This window comes from Gordonia iterans, assembly GCF_002993285.1.
Taxonomy (GTDB): domain Bacteria; phylum Actinomycetota; class Actinomycetes; order Mycobacteriales; family Mycobacteriaceae; genus Gordonia; species Gordonia iterans.
In genome coordinates, this window is record NZ_CP027433.1 from 743427 (window position 1) to 768271 (window position 24845).

Below are 24845 nucleotides of genomic sequence, written 5' to 3' on the forward strand. Positions count from 1 at the left end.
GGATCAGACCGGCGGGTGCAGGCCGCGTTCGGCGAGTCGGTCGAGGATCGCGGAATCCCCCAGGTAGGGCTCGGTGCTGCGCGGCCAGTGCACGATCACGTCGGTGTAGCCGAGATCGGCGGCCCGCCCGGTCAGCTCGTCGAAGGCGTCGACACTGCTCAGGGCCCGTACCGGGGCGCTGTCCAGACTCAGATAGGAGTCCGGAACACGGGCTCTCCCGGCCTCCTGCGCGGTGGCGGCCATGAGCTCCTAGGAGTGCTGAGCGCGTGCGAACCATTCGTCGAGGGTGTCGGCGCCGCGGCCGCCCTGGGTCACCCAGCCGTCGCCCTTTCGCGCGGCGAACCGGATCTGGCGCGGGCCGTCCCCGGCGAGCAGAAGAGGCAGTCGTGGGCGGACCGGACCGCCGGCCAGACGCATGTCGCGCGCAGAGTAGTAGTCGCCGTCGAACGTCACATGGTCGTCGGTCAGAGTCAGATCCAGGAGACGGACGAACTCCTGGAAGCGGTTCACTCGCTCCCGGACGGTCAGCCCGGGCTGCCCGAGGATCCCGTCGTCCGGGCTGCCGCCGACGCCCAGTCCGGCGAGCAGCCGCCCGCCGGAGATGTCGGCGAGGGTCTGCAGTTCGCGGGACAACGCCACCGGGTGCCGGAAGTTCGGGGAGAGGACGAAGCTGCCGATCCCCAGCGTCGAGGTGACTGAGGCGGCTGCGGTGAGCGTCGGCAGGCACGAGAACCAGCGTGCGTCCGGAAGTCCGCCCCAGACGAGGTGGTCGTAGGTCCACGCGTGGTCGAAGCCCAGCTCTTCGGCGCGTTGCCAGAGCGGTTTCGCCACGGTCCACGGCATGTCCGGCAGCAGGCAGATCCCGTAACGCATGGTCCGAACGTACTTCAGACTCACCGGTCGGCGCGGGCCGCGGCCGCGCAACCCGGATGCAACCGCCCCGGGGATAGTGTGCGCTGCACCACACCACATCAAAGGAGATGACATGGGACAGACCACCTTGCGCGGACTGATGGGCCTGCCGGCCGAGCCGGCGCCGTTGCGCGACTCCGCGCTCGTCATGATCGACTGTCAGAACACCTACACGCGCGGGATCATGGAGCTGGAAGGGGTGCAGGAGGCGCTCGACTCCGGTGCCGAACTGCTCGACAGAGCGCGGGGCCTCGGCGTACCGGTGGTGCACATCATGCACGACGCCGGTGAGGGCAGTCCGTACGACGTACGCGCGGAGATCGGGCAGATCGCCGCGAAGGTCGCCCCGCGCGACGGTGAGCCGGTGATCGTGAAGAACTTCCCGAACTCCTTCGTGGGGACCGGTCTCGACGAGCAATTGACGGCCCTCGGCACGCGGAACCTCGTCCTCGCCGGCTTCATGACGCACATGTGCGTCAACTCCACGGCTCGCGGGGCGTTCAGCCTCGGCTACGCGCCGACCGTTGTCGCCGCGGCGACCGCCACGCGCAGCCTTCCGGGCGCGGGCGGCGTCGGCGCTGCCGCGCTGCAAGCGGCGAGCCTCGCGGCCATCGACGATCTGTTCGGCATCGTCGTGCCCGACGCGGCCGCCGTGCCCTCGTAGGTGCGGGCGCTCCGCCAGAAGCTGTCGATGACCCCTGCGGCGAATTGGAGACCGACCTGCAGGCAAGTGAGGTAGCGGAATTCAACCGCCAGGCCATGAGAGATGTCGCCGAACGCTGGAGAGGTAGAGTCGCCGCAGTGTCCAATGCCAAGGAGTTGCGGGGAGATGTCACTGCCGACGTCCGACTTCGGTACGAGAAAGCAGTCCGGCGATCCGGGGAAGCCTACTCACTGCAGGGCGTCTATCAGCAGGATGGCAAACAATGGAAGATCTGCGGTCTAAGCTGGTAGAGAGGCGCTATCGTGCCTCATTTCTAGTCGCCGGAGTCGTGGTCGCCTATGTCTCGTACACGCTCCTTCGGGAGGCTCTCGGGGCGCTGGTCGGAATCAGCCGATATCCCGAAGCCTGGACGTGGTGGCTACCGGCACTCGCCCCGGCCTGTGCAGCTGCCGTTCTAGTATCGGCGACCTGGCGGCGTCCGGGCCGCACCGCGGCGAGGATCAGGAGCTTCGCAATCGGATACGGAGCACTCGCTCTGGTCCTAGCCGTGTTCATCTACACCTACTACGCGTGACCGCGTGCCACTCGGTTAGCGGTGGAGGCTCGCCGGGGTCCGGCGTCGAAGGTCGGTGCGATCAAGCGGATCCGCCGACCAGGGGGGTGCATGCCGAGGCGTTGCGGACGTGGGTGAAGCGGGCCGAGATCGACAGGGCATCGTGCCCTCGTAGGTGCGGGCGCTCCGCCAGAAGCCGGGCGCCGATCTCGCCGCATCCTTGCGCCATACCCACCAGGGGTATACCTTGGACTCGTAGGTACCCCATAGGGGTATGTCGAGGAGGAGGAAAGTCATGGCGAGCAGCGAGTACAAGGTGACCGGAATGACCTGCGGGCACTGCGAGGCCTCGGTCCGCGAAGAGGTCGGCGAGATCACCGGAGTCCAGGGCATCCAGGTCAGCGCCCAGACGGGCACGCTGGTGGTCACCGCCGACCAGCCTGTCGACGACGCCGCCGTGCTGTCCGCCGTCGAGGAGGCCGGCTACACGGCGGTCCGAGTCTGATGAAGGCCGGAACCCGCCTGGTGGTCTACGGCCTGGGCCTGGTGGTCGCCTTCGCGGCGGCGTTCGGCATCGCCCGGGCGGTGGTCCCGCAGACCACCGTCGACAGCTGGAACGAGCGGGCCGCCGAGCACGGTGCGCACGACGACGCCGCGCACGACGAGGGAACCGACTCGCACGACGGTCACGCAGCCGACGGACTCTCGCTGGAGTCCGGCGGTTTCATGCTGTCGACGGTCGAGGCGCCCACCACACTGGGCGCCGACGGGCGGCTGAGCTTCCAGATTCTCGACCGCGGGGGCGTGCCGGTCACCGACTACGCCGTCGAGCACGGCAAGGAACTGCACCTGATCGTCGTCCGCACCGACGGAACGCAGTTCCGGCACGTCCACCCGGAACTCGATCGGAACAGCGGAACGTGGTCGCTGCCGTGGCGCTGGGAGGCCGCGGGCGCGTATCGCGTGTACGCGGACTTCGTCCCCGCCGGCGACGGCGCGTCGGGGATCACGCTGTCGCAGCTGGTCGAGGTGGGCGGCGGAGCCTTCGAGCCGGTGCCCGCGCGACCGGTCCGCACCGCGGAGGTGGACGGATTCACCGTGACGGTCGACGGTGACCTGGTCGCCGGATCGGCACAGACCCTCACCCTCACCGTCGCCCGCGACGGCCGGCCGGTCACCGAGTTGCAGCCGTACCTCGGCGCCTACGGGCATCTGGTCGCGCTGCGGCAGGGCGATCTGGCCTACCTGCACGTCCACGCCGACGGCGCGGAGCCGGCGGAGGGGCAGACCGCCGGGCCCGACCTGAAGTTCGCCGCCGCCGCTCCGACGGAAGGCCGGTACCTGTTGTACCTGGACTTCCAGGCAGACGGCGCCGTCCATACCGCGCAGTTCGTGCTCGACGCACACGGCGCGCACGAACACGACCATGAGAAGTAGGAAGGCCATGAGAAGTAGGAAGGGCGGGTACCTGCGATGAGTACCTCCGCGCCGACTGAGGGCGCCTCGGTGCCCACGACGGGAGTAGAGCTGGAGATCGGCGGGATGACGTGCGCGTCGTGCGCCAATCGGATCGAGCGCAAGCTGAACAAGCTCGACGGCGTCTCGGCGACGGTCAACTACGCCACCGAGAAGGCCAAGGTGACCGTGCCCGAGGGCTACGACCCCGAGCTGCTGGTCGGCGAGGTCCGTAAGGCCGGGTACTCGGCGACGCTGCCCGTCGCGAAGAAGCCCGCGGCCTCGTCCGGCGAGGACGACGAGCCAGAGGACGCCGAACTGATCTCGCTGCGGCAGCGCCTGATCGGCGCGGTGGTCCTCACCGTGCCGGTGATCGCCATGGCGATGATCCCGGCGCTGCAGTTCGAGTACTGGCAGTGGTTGTCGCTGGCGCTGGCCTCGCCGGTGATCCTCTGGGGCGCCTGGCCTTTCCACCGCGCGGCCTGGGCGAATCTCAAGCAGGGCACCGCGACGATGGACACCCTGATCTCGATGGGCACCCTGACGGCATTCGCGTGGTCGGTGTACGCCCTCTTCTTCGGGACCGCGGGGACGCCCGGCATGACCCATCCGTTCGAGTTCACGATCGCCCCGTCGGACGGTGCGGGAAACATCTATCTGGAGGTGGGCGCCGGTGTCACGATGTTCATCCTGGCCGGGCGATACTTCGAGAAGCGATCCAAGCGTCAGGCCGGCGCCGCCCTGCGGGCCCTGCTCGAGCTCGGTGCGAAGGACGTCGCGGTGCTGCGCGGACCGGCGACTCCCGGCGGCGAACGGGCAGAGGTGAAGATCGGGATCGACGAGCTGACAGTCGGCGACGAGTTCGTGGTCCGGCCGGGCGAGAAGATCGCCACCGACGGCGTCGTCGTGTCCGGCAGTTCCGCGGTGGACGAGTCGATGCTGACCGGCGAGTCGGTGCCCGTCGAGGTGGCCGAGGGCGATGCGGTGACCGGTGCGACAGTCAACGCCGGGGGCCGCCTGGTAGTGCGCGCCACCCGGGTCGGTTCGGACACGCAGCTCGCACAGATGGCGAAGCTGGTCGAGGATGCGCAGACCGGAAAAGCCGAGGTGCAACGGCTGGCTGACCGGATCTCCGGGGTCTTCGTGCCGATCGTCATCGTCATCGCCGGAGTGACGCTGGGCGCCTGGCTCGGTGCCGGGTTCCCGGCGGCGGCCGCGTTCACCGCCGCGGTCGCGGTCCTGGTGATCGCCTGCCCGTGCGCACTCGGGCTGGCCACGCCGACCGCGCTGCTGGTCGGGACCGGCCGAGGTGCCCAGATGGGCGTGTTGATCAAGGGACCGGAAGTGCTGGAGTCCACTCGCCGGATCGACACCGTCGTGCTGGACAAGACCGGCACGGTCACCAGCGGCAAGATGACGCTCGTCGGCGTGATCGCGGAGGAGGGCGTGGACCGGATCGAGCTGCTGCGGCTGGCGGGCGCGCTGGAGAACGCTTCCGAGCATCCGATCGCGCAAGCGATCGCCAAGGGTGCCGGTGAGGAAGCCGGGACGTTGCCGGACCCGGAGGACTTCGCGAACGTCGAAGGCAAGGGGGTGCAGGGCATCGTCGACGGCCACGCCGTGGTGGTCGGACGCGAGAGCCTGCTGGCGGACTGGTCCCAGCATCTTTCGCCTGAGGTGTCCGACGCCAAGGCTGCCGCCGAGCGCGAGGGCAAGACCGTCGTCGCCGTCGGCTGGGACGGTCGGGCGCGTGGCGTCCTCGTCGTCGCGGACACCGTGAAACCGACCAGCGCACAGGCCATCTCCGAACTGAAAGAGCTCGGGCTGACGCCGGTCCTGCTGACCGGCGACAACGAGGACGTCGCCCGGCAGATCGCTGCCGAGGTGGGGATCGAGCGCGTGATCGCCGAGGTGCTGCCCGCGGAGAAGGTCGACGTGGTCGCCCGGTTGCAGAGCGAGGGCAAGGTGGTCGCGATGGTGGGCGACGGGGTGAACGACGCGCCGGCGCTGGCCCAGGCGGACCTCGGCCTGGCGATGGGCACCGGAACCGATGTGGCCATCGAGGCCGCCGACATCACTCTGGTGCGGGGCGATCTGCGCAGCGCCGTCGACGCGATCCGGTTGTCGCGCAAGACGCTCAGCACCATCAAGACGAACCTGTTCTGGGCCTTCGCCTACAACACGGCGGCGATTCCGGTGGCGGCGCTCGGCATGCTCAACCCGATGCTGGCCGGTGCGGCGATGGCGTTCTCGAGTGTCTTCGTCGTCGGCAACAGCCTCCGGCTGCGAGGATTTCAGAGTGTCACCCGATGATCGAGGGGGTTGGTGATCTCGACTCGCTGCGCTCGCTCAATCGTCGAAGTGGGAGAGGATTTCGACTCGCTGCGCTCGCTCAATCATCGGAGCGGGGTTGCCCCTCGATCGTCGAAGTGGGTTGGCTGCTCGGTCGTCGGGTGGGAGAGGATTTCGACTCGCTGCGCTCGCTCAATCATCGAAGTGGGGTTTGCCCCCTCGATCATCGGAGTGGGTTGGCTGCTCGGTCGTCGGGTGGGAGAGGATTTCGACTCGCTGCGCTCGCTCAATCATCGAAGTGGGGTTGGCTGCTCGATCGTCGAAGTGGCTCGATCGTCGAAGTGGGGTGTTCCCCCGGAGCGGGGGGTTTGCCCTTCGATGATTGAGCGAGCGAAGCGAGTCGAAATCAACCTGTACAGAATGAGTCGAAATCAACCTGTACAGAATCACGAGGAGCACGAGGACACGATCATGACTGAGGACCATTCGCACGCGCACCATCCGCGCGGCTACGACGACCAGAAAGAGCAGTACCTCAAGCGCATGCGGCGCATCGAGGGGCAGGCGCGCGGCATCGCGAAGATGATCGACGAGGACAAATACTGCATCGACATTCTGACACAGATCAGCGCGCTCACCCGCGCCGTGCAGGGCGTCGCGACGGGGCTTCTCGACGACCACTTGAAGCACTGCGTGCTCGACGCCGCGAAGCTCGGCGACGACGAGGCCATCGCGAAGATCGAGGAGGCGACGGCCGCGATCAACCGGCTCGTGCGGTCCTGATAAGCCGAAGCGGCCGGGCCGTCGCGTCTGCCGGTCGGACGATCGTGCCGAGGCAGTCTCAATCTGTACCGTCAGCGGCGTGATCAGCGCGCAAAGCGTGTTCGGCGAGGCAGGATCTGCGCCAGGAGCGATCGATTCCGGCACGAGCGATAGGACAGAGTGCTGTGACGAATGCTGTCGTGGACGAGCCGACACCGGCCGGATTCCGGGTTCTGGGGTACGAATCGTTCGACAAGCGGGCGGGGCTCTCGCAGGACGAGGCAGCCCAGGAGCAGAAGTCCTGGTGGTTCTTCTGGACCCTGGCTGGTGACTCCCCACATCGAGTTCGGCGCGATCTGGATCGGGTTGATCGTCGTCTACTTCATGGACGTGAGCCTGCTTCAGGCACTCATCGGATTGTTCCTGGGTACTGCCTTCGGCGCGTTCACCCACGGCGTGCTCACCGCGACCGGCGTTCGTCTGCGGGTGCCGCAACTCGAGCTGGGCCGGACCGCCTTCGGCAAGAAGGGCAACCTGATCGTCACCACGGTGATGTCGGTGATCAGCGCCTACGGCTGGTTCATCGTCAACTCGCTCGTGGCCGCACTCGCCATCGCTGCGCTGTTCGACTTCTCGACGGTGTGGGCCCTGCTCATCGTGGTCGTCGTGCAGTTCGTTCTCGCGCAGACCGGGATCAGCTACCGGGCGATCAAGAGGTACCTCTACCCGGCGGTGAGCGTGCTCTTGGTGATCGCCGGCGTCTTCGCCTTCGTCGAAGTCGATCCAGCGACGGACCCGGGCTCGCCGTGGGACATCAACGGTCTCATCGCGATCGTCGTCGTCGCATGCATCGCCTGGGCCTACTCGATCGGCTGGAGTCCGTACGCGACCGACTACAGTGCCGTGCATCCGAAGGCGTCGTCGGCCAAGCGGTCGGGTGTTTTCGCGGCCCTCGGCCTGTTCGCTGCGACGATGTTCCTGATGAGCGTCGGCGCGGTCGCCGGAGTGGTCGTCGGCGACAAGAGCACCGACAACCCGACCGCAGACTTCACCTCGTTTCTGCCGGAATGGCTGAAGGTGCTGGTGTTGATCGGCCTGATCGTCAGCCCGATCGCCGGCAGCATCGTCACGCTGAAATCGGCGCGTAACGTCTTCCGGTTCCCGAAACTCGGACTCAGTCCGCAGGCGAGCGTACTGGCCGGGCAGCTGGTCATGACGGTGTTGGCATTCTTCCTCGGTTGGGCCGCGCTGGGCGACCTCGCCGCCAACTACGAGGGATTCGTGATGGTCCTCGGCGTCTGGATCGGGCCGTGGCTCAACGTGATCCTGGTCGATCAGTACATCAAGCGGAAGACCGACGTGACCTCCCTGCTGTACGCCGACGGTCTGTCGGTGAAGTGGGGTCTGTTCTCGGCGGCGTTCGGCATCGTCGCATCGGTGCTGCTGTGGGCTCTGCAGGTGTTCGATCGCGGCTTCTTGCCGCACGGCGGACTCGCCTACGCGGCCCTCGGCATGCTGGTCGGCTTCTATCTGGCGGCCATCGTCTACGGCGCGGGACTCAAGCGCGTGATCAAGGAGCACGAGATCGAGGCCGGGCAGATCGACCCGCATCACAAGAAGCCGCACCTGCACTTGATCCCGCACCGCAGCTGATCCGCCGGCATCTGAACCTGGCCCGCGGCTACCTCCTCGTCGGACTCCGGCGTAGCTTGGGGAGACAGGCGGTGCGGGACGAGGTGTGCGGAGAGCAGTGGCTGATCAACCCTGGTACACGAGCCCGGCGGGCTGGTGGCAGGAACTCGGTTCGACCATCCCCGCCATCCCCGGGTACGGCACGGCGCGACGCCTCGGCGCGCGCCTTCCGATCGAGCCCCTGTTCGACGTCCTCACCCCGCGGCTGGTAGGCAAACGGATCGAGACCAGACTCGGCGGCAGTCCGCTGACCTTCACGGTCACCGGTCTGGACACCCGCTTCGATCCGATCGGTGCCGCTCTCGGGCAAGCCGACGAGGTGGCGTTCACCGCCGGGGACGTCGAGTTCGAGGGAATGTCGGCCACGCGGGTCGCGGTGCACCCCCGCTACGTCCACACCCGACTCAGCCTCAATCCGACCCTGGTGGCCGCACCGGTGGACGTCGTCGTGGAGACGGACTGGGACCAGGTGCAGCTGCTGTTGCAGCGTCACCTCGGGCAAGTCGACGTCGAGCCGCTCGGGGAGCAGCGAGCGCGTCTGCGGCCGACGGGAGAGCGGTCCCGCCGCGGGTGGGTCGACGTCGACGTGGCGGTGGTCGACGGGCGGGTGGAGTTGCGGCCCACCGCGGCCGGCTGGGGCGAGAGCCTGCTGCGCCGCCGGGTGCAGCGGATCCCGGCGATCCCGGTGCCGACGGCTCTGGGCGACGGCGTGCGCATCGTCGACGTGCGCGTGGCCCCGGAGTCGGTGAGTGTGGTGCTCCGCGTCGACGAATGGTCGATCGCCTACACGCGGCTGCTCTCGTTCTGACGCTCTGATTCCGAGGCCGCGGCGGCACGTCGGCGCGGACCGATCGCCGAGGTCATCGCTGCCGGATGTACCGGCTGATCTGGGTTCCGCCGCTGAGGTTTTGGTGAGCGACACAAGTGAACGACCTCGGCTCGAACGGTCCGGAGAACAGCGGGATCCCGGAGCCGGCGATCAGCGGATAGGTCTTGAGGATCAGCTCGTCGATCTCCTCGGCCACGGTGCCGGCGAGGGCGCCGCCGCCGCACAGCCAGATGTCCCTGTCGGACTCCTCGCTCTTGAGAGCGCGGATCAGCTCCACCGGGTCTTCGGCGACGACGGTGACTTCGGGGTCGTCGAGCTGCAGCGTGGTGGAGACCACGTATTGGCGCAGATGAGCGTACGGTCGCGTCGTCGGCACGGACAGCGAGGGCTCGAAGGTCGCGCGCCCCATGACGACCGTGTCGAACCGTTCGGCGGGGACGTCGTCGAACCCGAGGTGCCCGCGCAAGTGCGTCGGAATGGTCTCCGGGAGTGCGGACCTGATCCAGTCGACGAGGTCGGCCGTGACGGGGATGAAGTCGACCGCTCCGCCCGGGCCGGCGATGTATCCGTCGATCGTCGCACCGATGTAATAGACGAGATTTCGCATAGGGGTGCTCCTTCGGTGCGGGTGGCGATGTGGGTTCCGCCTGTCACCCTCCCCGCCGCGGCGCGTCCTGTCTACGCATTTGTGGTCCGGTACTCAGATCCGATCGAGGTGATCGGCGCCTGGCGGATCGTCGTCGAGCCGGCGGGGGCCGGCGCCGGTGGCGGCCAGCTCGTCCTCGGGGTTGAGGACCGGACAGGCCTTCATGGACAGGCAGCCGCATCCGATACAGCCGGTGAGCTCGTGTTCGAGCCGCTCGAGCCGCCGGCGGCGCTCCTCGAGCTTCGCCTTCCATGCCCGCGATGCCCGCTGCCAGTCTTCATGGGTGGGCGTCCGGTCGAGCGGCACGTGGACGAAGGCCTCCCGGACGTCGTCGAGCGGGATGCCGAGATTCTTCGCGACCGCGATCAGCGAGACCCGGCGCAGCATGTACCGGGGAAACCGGCGCTGGTTCCCGCTGTTGCGGACCGAGGCGATCAGGCCGAGTTCCTCGTAGTAGCGTAGGGCCGACACGGCCACGCCGGTGCGACGGCTCATCTCCCCGATGGACAGCAGTTCGGTGGGTTCGTGCTCGGGCGACATCGGCCAAGCCTCCCAGATTCCGGTGATCGGGGCCTCACTCCAGCGCCGATGCGGTGTGAAAACGGTGATTCCAGCGCAGCAGCGGCTCGTCGTCGTTCGGTGTCGTCGCGCGGAGCACGTCGCCGACGACCAGTTCCTGATCGTGGACGGTGGTCGACGACGACGTGCGGCACCAGAAGGTGGTGAGCGCGTCGGGGAGCACGAGTGGCCCCTCCGGTGATTCGGCCGCCCCGGCAGCGGTCAACGCCGCTCGCCGCTCCTCTGGTCTCGTCGAACCGGTCAGCGCGCGCACCAGTGGAAGGTGCTGCGCCGCGAGGATCGAGAGCGCCCATGCGCGACCCGACAGCATCGCCGGGAGTGCCGCGCGGGTGCGCCCGACCGAGACGGCGAGCGCGAACGGGTCCACCGACGCCGTCAGCACCGAGCCGGCGACGAAGAAGCGGTGGTCGTCGTCGTACACGGTGACGAGGCTGACGCTGCTGCCGTGCAGCGCGAAACTGTCGTACAGCGGGGCGGCGGTGATGGCCGTGGTGGTCACGGATTCTCCTCCTGTCGGGGCGGGAACAGCGTCGAGTCAGAGGAGAATCTGTCCACCGGTGGTCGCGGCGGCGAACCGTTCCTGCGCGTCAGCCCAATTCGCGACGTTCCAGAAGGCCTTCACATAGTCGGCTTTGACGTTGCGGTAGCCGGTCGGCTTGTCCCCGCCGTCGGGCGAGAGGTTCTTCCAGAAGATCGAATGGTTGATGTGGCCGCCCAGGTGGAACGCGAGATTCTTCTCCAGGCCCGCGACGGCGCTGTAGTCGCCGCTCTCGCGGGCCGTCTCGAGCTTCTCCAGGGCGGTGTTGACGCCGGCGACGTACGCGGCGTGGTGTTTGGCGTGGTGCAGCTCCATGATGGTGCCGGAGATGTGCGGGTCGAGGGCCCCGTAGTCGTAGGAGAGCTCGGGCAGGGTGTAGACGGTCATGGCGGTCCTTTCGATGTCTGTGCCCGCCACGCTAAAACCTCAAGTCAACTTGAGGTCAACCGCGAGTGAGTGTTGTCACGCGTCCCCCCGCCCGCGCGCTCCAGCGACCATCCTGGTGCTCGACGTCGATCGGGTAGTCGAAGGTCTCGCTGACCAGTCGGGTCGTGAGTACGTCGCGCGCCTCGCCGGCCGCGACCAGCCGGCCGGCGCGGATCAGTGCGGCGTGCGTCGTGGACTCGGGGAGTTCCTCGAGGTGGTGGGTGACGAGCACCGTGGCCAGGTCCGGCTTGGTGCGGTGGAGGGTGTCGAGCGTCTCGATGAGGTGCTCGCGCCCGGCGACGTCCAGTCCGGTGGACGGCTCGTCGAGCAGCAACAGTGGCGGATCGGGCAGGAGGGCGCGGGCGATGAGGGCACGGCCTCGCTCGCCTTGCGACATCGTCGGCCACGTGGCGCCGCGAAGATCGCCGAGGCCGAGCATCTCGATGAGCTGGTCGGCGCGGGCTGCGGTCTCCGCGTCGCCGTCCCACCGCATCATCAGATCGGTGGTACCGGTCGCGCCGGTGAGCACCACCTCCCGCACGGTGAGCGGCGAGCGAAGCGGGTGGCGGGGGTTGACGTGTCCGATGGACTCGCGCAGTCTGCGGATCTCGACCCGGCCGAGTTGCCGGCCCAGCACGTGCACCGTGCCCCGCGTCGGGTGCTGCACGGCTCCGCATAGACTCAGAATCGTGCTCTTGCCTGCGCCGTTCGGGCCGATGAGCGTCCAATGTTCGCCGGTGTGAATGGTCAGGTCGACCTCGGCGAGGATCGGCCGAGAGTCGCGAACGACGTCGATGCCGTCCAGTCGGAGCACCTCGGACGCGATCATCGGAGTCCTTCCTTCAGGGCGAGCAGGTGGGTGCGACTGAGCAGGGCCGCGGCGGTGTGGTCGCCGTCGGCGATCGCTTCGACGAGGTCGACGTGCGCGCGGTGATCGGCGTCGTCGTCGTGTGGCTTCCGGATGCGGAGCATGTCGATCATCGCTTGCCGCAGTCGTGGGGTGAAGCCGTCGAAGAGCTCGAGCAGCAGGGGATTGTGCGCTGCCGCGACGACGGTGCGGTGGAACCCGGTGTCCGAGTCGACGAGAGCCTCGACTTCGGACCGACGCTCAGCGCGGACGGCGAGCGCGCGGCGGATCGCGCGGAGGTCGGCGGGCGTGCGCCGGACAGCGGCGAGGCCGGCGGCCTCGGTCTCGATGCCGATGCGCGCCTCGATCACTGCGGCGATGTCGGCCCGGCGCAGGACTGTGTCCCAGTCCTCGGGAACGTCGAGAGCGGTCACGAAGACCCCGGCGCCCTGACGTGTCGCGAGCACCCCTCGACCGGCGAGCTGCCGGATCGCCTCGCGCACCGTCGAACGCCCCACTCCCAGCTGCGGGGCGAGTGTGGTCTCGCCGGGCAGCTTCTCGCCGAGGGCCCACTCGCCTGCTCGGATCCGCTCCAGCAGCAGTTCGGCGGCCTGGTCGGCCAGCGGCCTCCGCGTCACCTGTGCCACACTGCTCTCCCTCCTGTGCCGCTACTCAGCTTGTCTGAGGACTCATGTTAGGGTCTGAGCATGTTCCATGTCGAGTTCCTTCTTCTTCGCCGCCACGGCGGGGTGTAGCCAGACCGGCTCCCGTCGTGGAGTCGACGTCTTCTGCCGGTCGCCCCTGACTCACCGATCGAAGGAATCGACAAGCATGAACCCCACGACGTTCTCGCACATCTCCACGCCCGCCGGCCCGGTGCCCGGCGACGCTCCGACGTGGAACCGGCAGCGGACCTCCCAGATGCCCTCGCACCGATACGCCGACGTCTACGCCCGCGTCGATGTGGCCCTCGCCGACGTGGAGCGGGAATGGCCGAACCGTCGTCTGACCGCAGCTCCGCTGTGGGTGCCGGTGGATCTGCGCGATGGAAACCAGGCCCTCGCCGAACCGATGGACCCCGCCCGCAAGCGCCGCTTCTTCGAGTTGATGGTGGCGATGGGCTACAAGGAGATCGAAGTCGGATACCCGTCGGCGTCGCAGACGGATTACGACTTTGTGCGGCTCATCGCGGAGGGCGACATCGCGCCGCAGGACGTGACCATCGTCGTCTTCACCCCCGCTCGCCGCGACCTCATCGAGCGCACGGTCGCCTCGATCCAGGGCATCACCAACCCCGTGGTGATCCACATGTACACCGCCACCGCGCCGATGTGGCGGGCCACGGTGCTGGGATGCGACCAGGCTTCGCTCAAGGACCTGATCCTCGCCGGCGGTCGCGACATGCTGGAGTTCGCCGGCGCGCTGCCGAACGTGCGATTCGAGTTCAGCCCCGAGGTGTTCAACCTGACCGAACCGGATTACGTCATCGACGTCTGCAACGCCATGACGACCCTGTGGGAGGCGACGCCGGAACGGCCGGTGATCCTCAATCTGCCGGCCACGGTCGAGATCGCGACCCCGAACGTGTACGCGGACCAGATCGAGTACATGCACAAGAATCTCGCCCGCCGGGAGAGCGTGATCCTGTCGGTGCATCCGCACAACGACCGCGGGACCGGCATCGCGTGCGCCGAACTCGCCGTGCTCGCCGGCGCACAGCGGGTCGAGGGCTGCATCTTCGGCAACGGCGAGCGCACGGGCAACGTCGACATCGCGACTCTGGCGCTGAATCTGCACGCCCAGGGCATCGACCCGATGATCGACTTCTCCGACATCGACGAGATCCGCCGCACAGTCGAGTACTGCAACCGGATCGAGGTGCATGCTCGGCACCCGTACGTGGGAGACCTGGTGCACACCGCGTTCAGCGGCACGCACCAGGACGCGATCAAGAAGGGTTTCGCGGAACATCGTGCTCGTGCACGGGCGACGGGCCTGTCCGAAAGCGAGATTCCGTGGAGGGTGCCGTACTTGCCGATCGATCCGGCCGATCTCGGACGCGACTACGACGCGGTGATCCGAGTGAACTCGCAGTCCGGCAAGGGCGGAATCGCCTATCTGCTGGAATCCGAGTACGGGATCGAGCTGCCGCGGAGGCTGCAGATCGACTTCGCCCGCCAGGTGCAGCGACACACCGACACGACCGGGGCCGAGGTCACCGCCGCGGAGTTGTGGGACATCTTCCAGGGCGCCTACTTCACTCGGGCGGAGTGTTCGGGAGTGGAACTGGCGCGCATCGAGTCGACGGAGACGGAAGGCTGCTCGCGCACGTATGTCGAGTTGCGGATCGACGGCGAGAGCCGATCCGGCGCGTACGACGAGATGGGCCCGGTCGAGGCCCTCGGAACGGCGCTGCGCTCGTGCGGGATCGAGGTCGACGTCCTCGACCTGCACCAGCAGAGCGTCGGCTCCGGTAACGACGCCGAAGCACTGACGCTGGTCGAGTACCGGCATCCCGGAGGAGCGGCATGGGCCGCCGGTCGGGGAGGGTCTGTACTGGCCGCGAGTATGGATGCGGTGATCGCCGCCGTCAACGCGACCCGCGTCATGTGAGGTCGTTCGGGTCTTGTTGATGCCGCGCGCCCGCGGCAGCGTCGCGATGTGTCTGACATCACCTCGATCCGCAAAATTTAGCGGAACAGACTCAACTCTGGGTGTGTTGGAACTACACGAGAGGTCAGTCCGGCCTCAATAGACTCAGGTCCCGGAAAGGCCTCCGGAGCACCCAAGGCTTGACGACAGAAAGGCGAACGCTGTGGACAGCTTCACCCCCACGACCAAGACGCAGGCTGCACTGCAGGCTGCCGTCCAAGACGCCGCTGCCGCGGGCAACCCCGACGTGCGGCCGGCCCATATCCTCGTCGCACTGCTCGAGCAGTCCGACGGCATCGCCAAGCCGCTGCTCAAGGCGGTCGGCGTCGATCCCGCGCGGATCCTCGCCGAGGCGAAGAACCTCGTGAGCCGCGCGCCCGTCGTCTCCAGCACGAGCGCGCAGCCGCAACTGAGCCGCGAGTCGATCGCGGCCATCACGGCGGCGCAGAACCTCGCGACCGAACTGAACGACGAGTACGTCTCCACCGAACACCTGATGGTCGGTCTGGCCACCGGCGACTCCGACACCGCCAAGCTCCTCGCGGGGGCCGGTGCGGGTCCGGAGGCGCTGCGCGATGCCTTCCAGGCCGTGCGCGGCACTGCCCGGGTGACCAGCGAGAATCCTGAGGACACCTACCAGTCGCTGGAGAAGTACTCCACCGACCTGACCAAGCGCGCCCGCGCGGGCGAGCTCGATCCGGTGATCGGCCGCGACAGCGAGATCCGCCGCGTGGTGCAGGTGCTCAGCCGCCGGACCAAGAACAACCCGGTCCTCATCGGCGAGCCCGGCGTCGGCAAGACGGCGATCGTCGAGGGCCTGGCCCAGCGTGTCGTCGAGGGCGACGTCCCGGAGTCGCTCCGGGACAAGACCGTCATCTCGCTGGACCTCGGCGCGATGGTCGCCGGCGCCAAGTACCGCGGCGAGTTCGAGGAGCGCCTCAAGGCCGTGCTCGACGAGATCAAGGCCGCCGACGGCCAGATCATCACCTTCATCGACGAGTTGCACACCATCGTCGGCGCCGGCGCGACCGGCGACTCGGCGATGGACGCCGGTAACATGATCAAGCCGCTCCTCGCTCGCGGCGAGCTGCGCCTGGTCGGTGCTACCACGCTCGAGGAGTACCGCCAGTACATCGAGAAGGACGCCGCCCTGGAGCGCCGCTTCCAGCAGGTGTACGTGGGGGAGCCCTCGGTCGAGGACACCATCGGCATCCTGCGCGGCCTCAAGGAGCGCTACGAGGTGCACCACGGCGTGCGCATCACCGACTCCGCGCTGGTCGCCGCCGCGACCCTCTCGGATCGGTACATCACCGCTCGGTTCCTGCCGGACAAGGCGATCGACCTGGTCGACGAGGCCGCCTCGCGCCTGCGCATGGAGATCGACTCCCGCCCGATCGAGATCGACGAGATCGAGCGCACGGTCCGCCGCCTCGAGGTGGAGGAGCTCGCGCTGCAGAAGGAGACCGACGCCGCGTCGAAGGACCGCCTGGAGAAGCTGCGCAAGGAGCTCGCCGACGACCGCGAGAAGCTCAACGAGCTGACCGCGCGCTGGCAGTCCGAGAAGAACGTCATCAACGCGGTGCGCGATCTGAAGGAGGAGCTGGAGAACCTGCGCGGCGAGGCCGATCGGGCCGAGCGCGACGGTGATCTGGGCAAGGCCGCCGAACTCCGCTACGGCAAGATCCCGGCCCTCGAGAAGGATCTGCAGGCCGCGATCGAGAAGACCGGCACCGACCCGGACGAGGACGTGATGCTGCAGGAGGAGGTCGGCCCCGACGACGTCGCCGAGGTGGTCTCCGCATGGACCGGCGTGCCCGCGGGCAAGATGCTCGAGGGCGAGACCGAGAAGCTGCTCCGCATGGAGTCGCACATCGGTCAGCGCGTCATCGGCCAGGAAGAGGCCATCGTCGCCGTGTCCGACGCGGTGCGCCGCGCCCGGGCCGGAGTCGCCGACCCGAACCGGCCCACCGGCTCGTTCCTGTTCCTCGGCCCGACCGGTACCGGCAAGACCGAGCTGGCCAAGTCGCTCGCGGAGTTCCTGTTCGACGACGAGCACGCGATCATCCGGATCGACATGAGCGAGTACGGCGAGAAGCACAGCGTTGCAAGGCTCGTCGGTGCGCCTCCCGGCTACGTCGGCTACGAGGCCGGCGGACAGCTGACCGAAGCCGTCCGTCGCCGCCCGTACTCGGTGGTGCTGTTCGACGAGGTCGAGAAGGCTCACCCGGACGTCTTCGACGTGCTCCTGCAGGTGCTCGACGAGGGGCGGCTGACCGACGGCCAGGGCCGCACCGTGGACTTCCGCAACACCATCCTCATCCTGACGTCCAACCTGGGCGCCGGCGGTGATCGCGATCAGGTGATGGCGGCGGTGCGGGCGGCGTTCAAGCCGGAGTTCATCAATCGGCTCGACGACGTGCTGATCTTCGAGGCGCTGAGCCCGGAGCAGCTGGTCGCGATCGTCGACATCCAGCTGAAGAACCTCGCCGACCGGTTGGCCCAGCGCCGCCTGACGCTCGACGTGACGACCGAGGCGAAGGAATGGCTCGGTGAGCGCGGCTACGACCCGCTCTACGGTGCGCGTCCGCTGCGCCGGCTGGTGCAGCAGGCCATCGGCGACCAGCTCGCCAAGAAGCTGCTGGCCGGTGAGATCCGCGACGGCGACACGGTGCACGTCGACGTCGACGATGCCACCGACTCGCTCACGCTCAGTTGACAGCGTTGTCCCTACCGTGACGTACTTCTGCACCTCTGAGGGTGAATCGGCAGGTGAGGTCGACGTGGATTCTCGGAGCCAGCCTTCTACGCCACGGTAGGGACAACATCACGCACTACCCTGGAGCTATGACCTCCCCGACCGTCGCGCAGATCGCCGAAGCCAAGTACGTCATGCTCACCACGTACAAGAAGGACGGCACCGCGGTGGCCTCGCCGCTGTGGGCCGCCCGCGACGGGGAGGATCTGCTCCTGTGGACCGTCACCGACTCGTGGAAGGTCAAGCGGCTGCGGCGCAACAACAACGTGCTCGTCCAGGCCTGCGATGCGCGCGGCAAGACCGTCAGCGGCCCGCAGGTCGCGGGCATCGGCGAGGTGATCGACGGCCAGGTCGCCGCGCGGGCGATCGAGCGCAAGTACGGCCTGATCGGACGCCTCACGGTGCTCGGCTCACGCGTGCGTCGCGGCGCCAGCGGCACCGTCGGCATCCGGGTGCGCGACGTGGTCTGAGACCGATGCCCGCCGAGAAGGCGCCTCCTGCCCGGGAGGCGCCTTCTCGCATCCGGGGGTTGTCAGGGCGCGGCGTCTTCCTTATTGTGAATGTGCTTCACAATTAAGTGTGGCAATCCTAACTATGGCGCCCGACGAGGAGAGTTCCATGACGACGGCGACCGCGCCCCCGGCGGAGAAGCACCCCGCCGAACAGGCGCCCATCGATCCGCGGGCCCAGCAGAAGGCCGATGCCCGCGCGCTGCGCGATCTGATACGCCCGGTAGCGCCGCAACTGGCGATCGGCCGGATCCTGGCGGTGATCTCCGGGGTGCTGGCAGTGGTGCCGTACATCGCGCTGGTGCACCTCGGCGACGTGCTCCTCGACGCGGCCCGCACCGACACGGCGGTCGACTCCGGCGAGGTGAACCGGTGGATCCGCATCCTGGTCGTCACCTTCACACTTCGGCTCGGCGTCTACTTCCTGGCCCTGGGCGTGACGCACTTCGCCGACATCCGGCTCGGCCACGTGATCCGCGGGCGCATGGTGGAGCGGTTCTCCCGCGTGCCGCTGAACTGGTTCACCTCGACCAACTCCGGACGCGTGCGGAAGTCGTTGCAGGACGACATCAGCACCGTCCACCACCTGATCGCGCATCAGCCGGTGGACGGCACGCAGGCGGTCGTGATGCCGCTGGCCCTGATGATCTACGCCTTCGTCGTCGACTGGCGGCTGGGTCTGCTGGCGATCGCGACCGTCCCGCTGTACGCGGCAGCGATGGCGCTGGGCATGCGCGGCATGGCCGAGAAGACCGTGGAGATGGACGCCAAGCTCAGCGTGGTCTCCGCGCGAATGGTCGAGTTCGTCACCGGGATCACCGTGGTGAAGGCCTTCGGCCGGGTCGGACGGGCGCACGGTGCGTACCAGGACGCAGCGGGCGAGTTCCAGGAGTTCTACTACGCCTGGGTCAAGCCGCTGCTGCGGGTCAGCTCGCTCGGGATGTCCCTGCTCGCCGTGCCGCTGATCCTGTTGATCAACCTCGGAGGCGGCGCGTGGCTCGTGCACCGCGGCGACGTCACCGCGGCAGATGTGCTCGCTACCTCGCTGATCGCCCTGCTGATTCCGTACGGCATCGAAGTGCTGATGAACTCCATGTGGTCCGCGCAGATGGCCGGCGCGTCGGCGCGACGACTCACCGACCTGCTCGAGACGCCGACCCTGCACGACGACGGCGTCCGGGCCCGGCCGACCGGACACGACGTCGAGTTCGAGCACGTCTCCTACTCGTACCGTGAGGGCGGCACCGGCGAAACAGCCGTCGAACTAGCCCTCGACGACGTCTCGTTCACCCTTCGCGAGGGCACGGTCACCGCGCTGGTCGGGCCGTCCGGCTCCGGCAAGTCGACCATCGCGACCCTGCTGGCCAGGTTCGACGATCCGCGCGCGGGGCGGATCCTGCTCGGCGGGGTCCCGGTCGCCGAGATCGACGACCTGTACTCCTCCGTCGGCTTCGTCCTGCAGGATCCGCAGCTGCCGTCGATCTCGATCCGCGACAACATCGCCCTCGGCCGCCCGGACGCGACCGACGACCAGATCCGCGAGGCCGCGCGCGTCGCCCGCATCCTCGACGAGATCGAGGCCCTCCCGCGCGGCTTCGACACCGTCTACGGCGCCGACACCGGGCTCTCCGGCGGCCAGGCGCAGCGCATCGCCATCGCCCGGGCAGTCCTGGTCGACGCGCCGGTGCTCATCCTCGACGAGGCCACCGCGCTGACCGACCCCGAGTCCCAGCACCAGATCCAGCACGCGCTGAGCGATCTGGCCCGGGGCAAGACCGTCCTCCTGGTGGCGCATCGCCCGGAGGCCATCAGCGGCGTGGATCAGATCGTCCTCGTCGAGCGGGGGCGCGTCGTCGCGACGGGCACCCACGACGACCTTCTCAGCGAGCCCGGTTACGCCCGGCTCTGGGAATCCACCACGGCGACCATCCGGTCCGCCGGCACCACGACGCCGGGAGGCGAGCAGTGATGAAGTCGCCGTTGATCGACGTCGTCCCGCGCATGCAGCGCATGGTGTCCCGGCCCGAGGCGCTGCGTCCCGCGCTGACGGCCGCCCTGCTGGCCGGCCTGGTCGAGGGCCTGGCCCTGGCGGCGCTGCTGCCGGCGATCAGTTCGCTCGCGTCCGGCGACCCCGTCTGGGGTCTGGGGATCGGGGGCTGGCTGGTGGTTCTCGCGGTCCTCGCGGTGGCCGCCTTCGCACTTATCTACCTGCAGGAGCGGCGAACGTACGCGGTCGCGCTGGACTTCCTGCACAGCATCCACCGCCTGGTCGGCGATCAGGTGTCCAAGCAGCCGCTGGGCTGGTTCGCCCGCCCGCTGTCCGGACGGCTGTCGCGGATGGTCTCCTCCGAGCTGATGATGACGGGGCAGATCTTCGCCCACATGATCGGCCCGCTGGTCTCGCGGATGACGGCGGCCGTCGTGATCGTGGTGGCAGCGTGGTTCTGGAACCCGTGGCTCGGCCTGATGCTCACGATCGCCGCACCGGTCTTCGTGGTCATCACCCTCGTGTCCACCGCCTTCATGCGCAAGGGCGGAGCGATCCACGAGCCCGCGGAGGTGAACCTCGCGAACCGCATCGTCGAGTACGCGCAGTGTCAGGGTGCGTTGCGCTCGTGCGGCCGCAGCCGCGAGTTCCCGCCGCTCGACGATGCTCTGGACGGGACCTATCGCGCCCGGAAGAAGGCGCAATGGATCGAGACCGTCGGACTGCTGCTGTCGGGCATGGCCACCCAGGGTGTGATCGTCGCACTGATCTCTCTCACCGGATCGTTGGCCGTCGCCGGCTCGCTCGAGCCCATTCCCGCACTGGCCTTCATCGGTCTGGCGCTGCGATTCACCTCGACGCTCTCGACCATCACCGAGAGCGCGATGAGCCTGGAGTCCCGGCGTCCGGTGCTCGATGCGATCGACGAGGTGCTCACCGCACAGCCGCTGGACGAGCCGTCGTCGCCCGCCGTGCTCACCGACCCCGGCTCGATCGACCTCGACGGCGTCACCTTCGCCTACGAGGCCGGCGCCGAGCCGATCCTGCGCGACGTGTCGTTGTCGGTGCCGACCGGCACGATGGTCGCGCTCGTCGGTCCGTCCGGCAGCGGTAAGACCACGGTCGCGCGACTGGTCAGCCGCTTCTACGACGCCGACGCCGGCACGGTTCGAGTCGGCGGTGTGCCGGTGACCGAGCAAACCACCGAGCAGTTGATGGGCCAGCTGTCGATGGTCTTTCAGGACGTCTACCTGTTCGACGACACGCTGGAGGCCAACGTCGCCGTCGGGCGCGCGGGTGCGTCGCCGGAGGAGATCCGGGCCGCCGCCGACCTGGCCGGGGTCACCGAGATCGCCGACCGGCTGCCCGGCGGCTGGTCCGCGCGGGTGGGTGAGGGCGGACGGGCGCTGTCCGGGGGAGAGCGGCAGCGGGTCGCGATCGCGCGGGCGCTGCTCAAACGGTCGCCGATCGTGTTGCTCGACGAGGCGACCTCGGCACTCGACGTCGAGAACGAGGCGAACATCGTCGCGGCCGTCGAGCAGTTGCGGAAGCAGGCGACCGTTCTGATCATCGCCCACCGGCTGGACACGATCGCCGCGGCCGACCAGATCGTCGCGCTGACCGGCGACGGACGGGTCGAGGCGCAGGGCACGCACGAGGAGCTGATCGATCAGGACGGCACGTATGCACGGTTCTGGCGGCGCTTGCGCAGCGCGCAGGGCTGGCGGTTGATCGACGCGTGACGGGCCGGTCTCGGCGGCGACTAATCTGAACCGGTGCATGTATCCGGGAGCCGGAAGGTCGGGCGCAAGCCCGCTTTCACCGCCGACGACGTGGTGGCCGCCGCGATCGCCGAGGGCATCGATCGGTTCACGCTTTCGGCGGTGGCCGAGCGCCTCGGCGTCGTGACCGCGGCGATCTACCGGCTCTTTCCGTCACGCGACGACCTGGTGATCGCCTGCCTCGATGTCGCAGGTTCGACGCTCGCCGTTCCCGAGCCCGGTGCTTTATGGCGCGAGGTGCTGCAACTGTGGGCCGACGAGTGCTGGCGCGTCTGCGACGAGTTCCCCGGGCTGTCCCGGCTGGTCTACACCTTTGCGCCGGCGCCGTCCCGGGTCGAGCACGTCTTCGCGGCCTACGCGGCGGCGCTGGCGGCCCAGGGCAAGACCCGCGGCCAGGCGATGTTCGCCCTGGACTTCATCGGTGATTCGGTGTTCGCCTCGCATCTGTCGGTGGAATCGATGCGCGAGGTCGACGACCAGGGCGAATCCGGCCTGGACCGCATTCGCCGGGTGCTCGGCGACGGCGACACGCCGCTCGCTCCCGACGACTCGTGGGTCGACCGCGGCGCCATCGACACCAAGATCGACTTCATCCTCACCGGGCTCGAGCGCCACTGGCCGGAGATCTGACCCGCTGACGTCGCAGGTCAGGGCGAGGAGAGCAGTGCGACGGCGGTGCGCACGTAGGCGCGAGCGGCGGTGACCAGCTCGGCCAGCGACACCGACTCGTCGGGCTGGTGGGCCTGGCCGTTCAGATCGCCCGGACCCAGCACCACGGTGGGCACGCCGAGATCGCGGCTGAGGTAGCCGCCGTCGCACGCCGCAGTCCATCCGCCGACCGAGGTGGGCACGCCGCAGTCCTCCACGGCCTGTGCGGCAGCGGTGACCAGCGGGTGGTCGGCGGCGGTGACGAAGCCGGGCAGCTCCATCGTGGGCCGGACGTCCACGTCGGCGCCGCCGTCGGTGATTCCGGCCGCGGCGATCGCGGCGCGCAGCCGCCCGGCGACCGCATCGACCGTCTCGCCGGGCATCAGGCGACGGTCCACCCCGAGGTAGCAGTCGGGTGCCACCACCGCGATGCCGTGCCCGCCCCGGATGAGGCCCACGTTCCAGGTGCCGTGCCCCAGCAGTGGATCGGCGTGTGCGGCCAGCGCGGCCTGGTCGTCGTCGATCACCCGCATCACCTCGGCTGCCGCCGCGATGGCACTGACGCCGTCGCTCGGCCGACCGGAGTGGGCGGCCCTGCCGGTGATCGAGATGTCGATGTACGACGCCCCGCGGCAGCCGCGGACCACCTGCAGTTCGGTCGGTTCGGCGACGATGCATCCGGCGAACTCCGGGAGCGGCTGGGCGACGAGGTGCCGACTGCCGCTGTTGCGCTCCTCCTCGTCGACGGTGGCGGCCAGGGTGAGCGGACCCGAAAGCGTGATCCCGAAGTCGGCCGCCCTCGACAGCGCCGCCATCGCGGCGACGGCCGCGGCGAGTCCGCCCTTCATGTCGCACGCGCCGCGCCCGATGATCAGGTCGCCGTCGCGCCGCGCGGTGAACGGGTCACCGGTCCACCCCGGGCCCGGGGGCACTACGTCGGTGTGTCCGAGGAAGAGCAGTCCGGGACCGGCACCCGTCCCGGCGGAGGCCAGCAGATTCGGGCGTCCCGGGGCCACCTGGTGCAGGTCGACGGCGAAGTCAAGGTCACGGCACGCGGCGGCGAGAACGTCGACGGCCGCCTGCTCCGTACCGCCCGGATTGACGCTCGGAGCTTCGATCAATTCGCAGGTCAGCAACTCGACGAGGGATGCATCGACCGACTGCGCCAGGGCTGCCACCGCATCCCGGGAGCGTGCGTGCATCGTCGTTCCTCCTCGACCGGCGCGGACCGAACGCCGCGTCCGCTCGGCTGCGTGAGCGTTCGATAGTAGGCTACTGGCGATGACTACCGTCTATTTCGTGATTGCGGCCCTCGCGCTGATCGGCGCCGGCGTGCTGCTCTGGCTCGACCGTAACCGGACCGAGCAGGTGCATCACCAGCGCGCGGTGTGGGGGCAGACGCACTCGTTCAAGTACCGCGAGACCGACAGCAAGCTCCGCTCGGCGTTCGGTCGCGCGGCGATGGACGTGCCCGACCACGTGCAGGTCCGCGACGTCGCCTACGGCCACTACGAGGGAGCCGAAGCCGTCGTCTTCGACCTCGACGAGACGGCGACCGTCGTCGCGGTGCGGCGTCCGGCCGCGTCGTCGGTGACCGTCGACCTGCGCTACGAGGACGTGCTCGCTCCTGCCGAGGACGATGTGGAGCTGCTGGGCGCGATGGGCTCGCGGGTGATGTTCGCGAGCAATCTCGATGCGGCGCGGCGGATCTGCGACCGGCGGATGGTGACGCTGGCCACCGGTGCGCCGTCGTACATCGAGATCCTCTGGAACGAGGGCAACTGGGCGCTCGGCTCGATGCCGCTGACCTCCGACGCGGAGCAGCTCGACGTCGCCCTGGACACGGTCCGGCGCTTCGCCGACCTGCTGCGCGTGCTCCCGCCGTCGGTCGATCCGCAGGATGTGCCCGACCCCCGCGACCCGCACGGGCCCGCCCGCGAGGAACTGGCCGACGAGAAGACCGACGGTCTTCGCGACAAGGCCCGCCGGGAGCGCCAGGAAGCACCGGTGCCGCCGCCCGCCGAGCCGCGCCGCCGCGCACCGAGGTACGACGACCTTCCGGACGTGCCGTCTCGCCCGGAACCGCCGCGCCCGCCCGCGCCCCCGCGTGCGGAGGTGCCGCGTCCAGAAACCGGGCGTCCCGACGGCCCGCGCCCGCCGCGGCCGACGCCCTTCGGCGGTGCCCGCCCCGGTCGCGACCGCCTGGATCCGCCGGACCTGCCGCCGATCTCGGGCCCGTACGACCGCGACTGACTGCGGCCGGACCGTTCACCCGACACACCGCTGACTCGACACTGCTGACCCGAAGTAGGAGACGC

At 68.8% G+C, this 24845-nt stretch carries 21 protein-coding genes and 1 pseudogene; 14 read left to right on the forward strand and 8 right to left on the reverse strand.

The features are described 5' to 3' along the window. Positions 1–3 precede the first annotated feature (3 nt). Positions 4–873, reverse strand: a pseudogene (locus tag C6V83_RS03365) (LLM class flavin-dependent oxidoreductase). 112 nt (positions 874–985) lie between these two features. Here C6V83_RS03365 and C6V83_RS03370 point away from each other — a divergent pair. The 7 genes from C6V83_RS03370 to C6V83_RS03400 all read left to right on the forward strand — a co-directional run bounded on the left by C6V83_RS03370 (position 986) and on the right by C6V83_RS03400 (position 9138). Further along, a complete protein-coding gene (locus tag C6V83_RS03370; RefSeq protein WP_105941200.1) occupies positions 986–1576 on the forward strand; it encodes a cysteine hydrolase family protein in 591 nt (196 codons plus the stop codon). Between the two features lie 848 nt (positions 1577–2424). Continuing rightward, positions 2425–2634: a heavy-metal-associated domain-containing protein gene (locus C6V83_RS03375; RefSeq protein WP_105941201.1), complete on the forward strand. Its 210-nt coding sequence runs from the start codon at positions 2425–2427 to the stop codon at positions 2632–2634. After that, complete coding sequence (locus C6V83_RS03380) at positions 2634–3566, forward strand: heavy metal-binding domain-containing protein (RefSeq protein WP_105941202.1); 933 nt, start codon at positions 2634–2636, stop codon at positions 3564–3566. Before C6V83_RS03375 ends, C6V83_RS03380 begins: the two co-directional genes overlap by 1 nt. Before the next feature lie 36 nt (positions 3567–3602). Next, positions 3603–5897, forward strand: coding sequence for a heavy metal translocating P-type ATPase (locus C6V83_RS03385; protein ID WP_105941203.1), 2295 nt, complete (start codon positions 3603–3605; stop codon positions 5895–5897). A gap of 450 nt (positions 5898–6347) precedes the next feature. Continuing rightward, on the forward strand, positions 6348–6659 hold the full coding sequence (locus tag C6V83_RS03390; RefSeq protein WP_105941204.1) for a metal-sensitive transcriptional regulator: 312 nt from the start codon (positions 6348–6350) through the stop codon (positions 6657–6659). A gap of 306 nt (positions 6660–6965) precedes the next feature. Continuing rightward, positions 6966–8291, forward strand: a complete 1326-nt coding sequence (locus tag C6V83_RS03395) for a cytosine permease (protein ID WP_105941205.1) — start codon at positions 6966–6968, stop codon at positions 8289–8291. A gap of 97 nt (positions 8292–8388) precedes the next feature. Further along, positions 8389–9138, forward strand: a complete 750-nt coding sequence (locus C6V83_RS03400; RefSeq protein WP_105941206.1) for a hypothetical protein — start codon at positions 8389–8391, stop codon at positions 9136–9138. A gap of 52 nt (positions 9139–9190) precedes the next feature. Here the strand turns inward: C6V83_RS03400 and C6V83_RS03405 are convergent, their stop codons facing one another. The 6 genes from C6V83_RS03405 to C6V83_RS03430 all read right to left on the reverse strand — a co-directional run bounded on the left by C6V83_RS03405 (position 9191) and on the right by C6V83_RS03430 (position 12842). Further along, positions 9191–9766 carry a dihydrofolate reductase family protein gene (locus C6V83_RS03405; protein WP_105941207.1) on the reverse strand — a complete coding sequence of 192 codons (576 nt, stop codon included), beginning with the start codon at positions 9764–9766 and terminating at the stop codon, positions 9191–9193. A gap of 93 nt (positions 9767–9859) precedes the next feature. Continuing rightward, on the reverse strand, positions 9860–10345 hold the full coding sequence (gene soxR / locus C6V83_RS03410) for a redox-sensitive transcriptional activator SoxR (RefSeq protein ID WP_105941208.1): 486 nt from the start codon (positions 10343–10345) through the stop codon (positions 9860–9862). A gap of 34 nt (positions 10346–10379) precedes the next feature. Continuing rightward, complete coding sequence (locus C6V83_RS03415) at positions 10380–10883, reverse strand: flavin reductase family protein (RefSeq protein WP_234353842.1); 504 nt, start codon at positions 10881–10883, stop codon at positions 10380–10382. Between the two features lie 36 nt (positions 10884–10919). After that, positions 10920–11309: a superoxide dismutase gene (locus C6V83_RS03420; RefSeq protein ID WP_105941209.1), complete on the reverse strand. Its 390-nt coding sequence runs from the start codon at positions 11307–11309 to the stop codon at positions 10920–10922. 55 nt (positions 11310–11364) lie between these two features. Continuing rightward, positions 11365–12177 (reverse strand): ABC transporter ATP-binding protein, encoded by an 813-nt coding sequence (locus tag C6V83_RS03425; RefSeq protein ID WP_105941210.1) that lies wholly within the window; start codon positions 12175–12177, stop codon positions 11365–11367. Further along, a complete protein-coding gene (locus C6V83_RS03430; RefSeq protein ID WP_105941211.1) occupies positions 12174–12842 on the reverse strand; it encodes a FadR/GntR family transcriptional regulator in 669 nt (222 codons plus the stop codon). Before C6V83_RS03430 ends, C6V83_RS03425 begins: the two co-directional genes overlap by 4 nt. Before the next feature lie 274 nt (positions 12843–13116). Here C6V83_RS03430 and C6V83_RS03435 point away from each other — a divergent pair, with 274 nt between their 5' ends. The 6 genes from C6V83_RS03435 (at position 13117) to C6V83_RS03460 (ending at position 22509) form a co-directional block, all read left to right on the forward strand. Then, a complete protein-coding gene (locus C6V83_RS03435) occupies positions 13117–14808 on the forward strand; it encodes a 2-isopropylmalate synthase (protein WP_199832627.1) in 1692 nt (563 codons plus the stop codon). A gap of 202 nt (positions 14809–15010) precedes the next feature. After that, a complete protein-coding gene (gene clpB / locus C6V83_RS03440) occupies positions 15011–17563 on the forward strand; it encodes an ATP-dependent chaperone ClpB (RefSeq protein ID WP_105941213.1) in 2553 nt (850 codons plus the stop codon). 128 nt (positions 17564–17691) lie between these two features. After that, the gene (locus tag C6V83_RS03445) at positions 17692–18072 is read left to right on the forward strand and encodes a PPOX class F420-dependent oxidoreductase (protein WP_105941214.1); all 381 of its coding nucleotides are present in this window, start codon (positions 17692–17694) and stop codon (positions 18070–18072) included. A 148-nt stretch (positions 18073–18220) separates the two neighbouring features. Beyond that, the gene (locus C6V83_RS03450) at positions 18221–20080 is read left to right on the forward strand and encodes an ABC transporter ATP-binding protein (protein ID WP_105941215.1); all 1860 of its coding nucleotides are present in this window, start codon (positions 18221–18223) and stop codon (positions 20078–20080) included. Further along, complete coding sequence (locus tag C6V83_RS03455) at positions 20080–21840, forward strand: ABC transporter ATP-binding protein (RefSeq protein WP_199832581.1); 1761 nt, start codon at positions 20080–20082, stop codon at positions 21838–21840. The genes C6V83_RS03450 and C6V83_RS03455 overlap by 1 nt, the downstream gene beginning before the upstream one ends. Before the next feature lie 33 nt (positions 21841–21873). Then, entirely contained in the window at positions 21874–22509 is a 636-nt protein-coding gene (locus C6V83_RS03460) for a TetR/AcrR family transcriptional regulator (RefSeq protein WP_105941216.1), read from the forward strand. 17 nt (positions 22510–22526) lie between these two features. Here the strand turns inward: C6V83_RS03460 and C6V83_RS03465 are convergent, their stop codons facing one another. Beyond that, entirely contained in the window at positions 22527–23729 is a 1203-nt protein-coding gene (locus tag C6V83_RS03465) for a M20 family metallopeptidase (RefSeq protein ID WP_105941217.1), read from the reverse strand. 79 nt (positions 23730–23808) lie between these two features. Here C6V83_RS03465 and C6V83_RS03470 point away from each other — a divergent pair, with 79 nt between their 5' ends. Further along, on the forward strand, positions 23809–24780 hold the full coding sequence (locus tag C6V83_RS03470; protein WP_105941218.1) for a type III secretion system chaperone family protein: 972 nt from the start codon (positions 23809–23811) through the stop codon (positions 24778–24780). Positions 24781–24845: the final 65 nt, after the last annotated feature.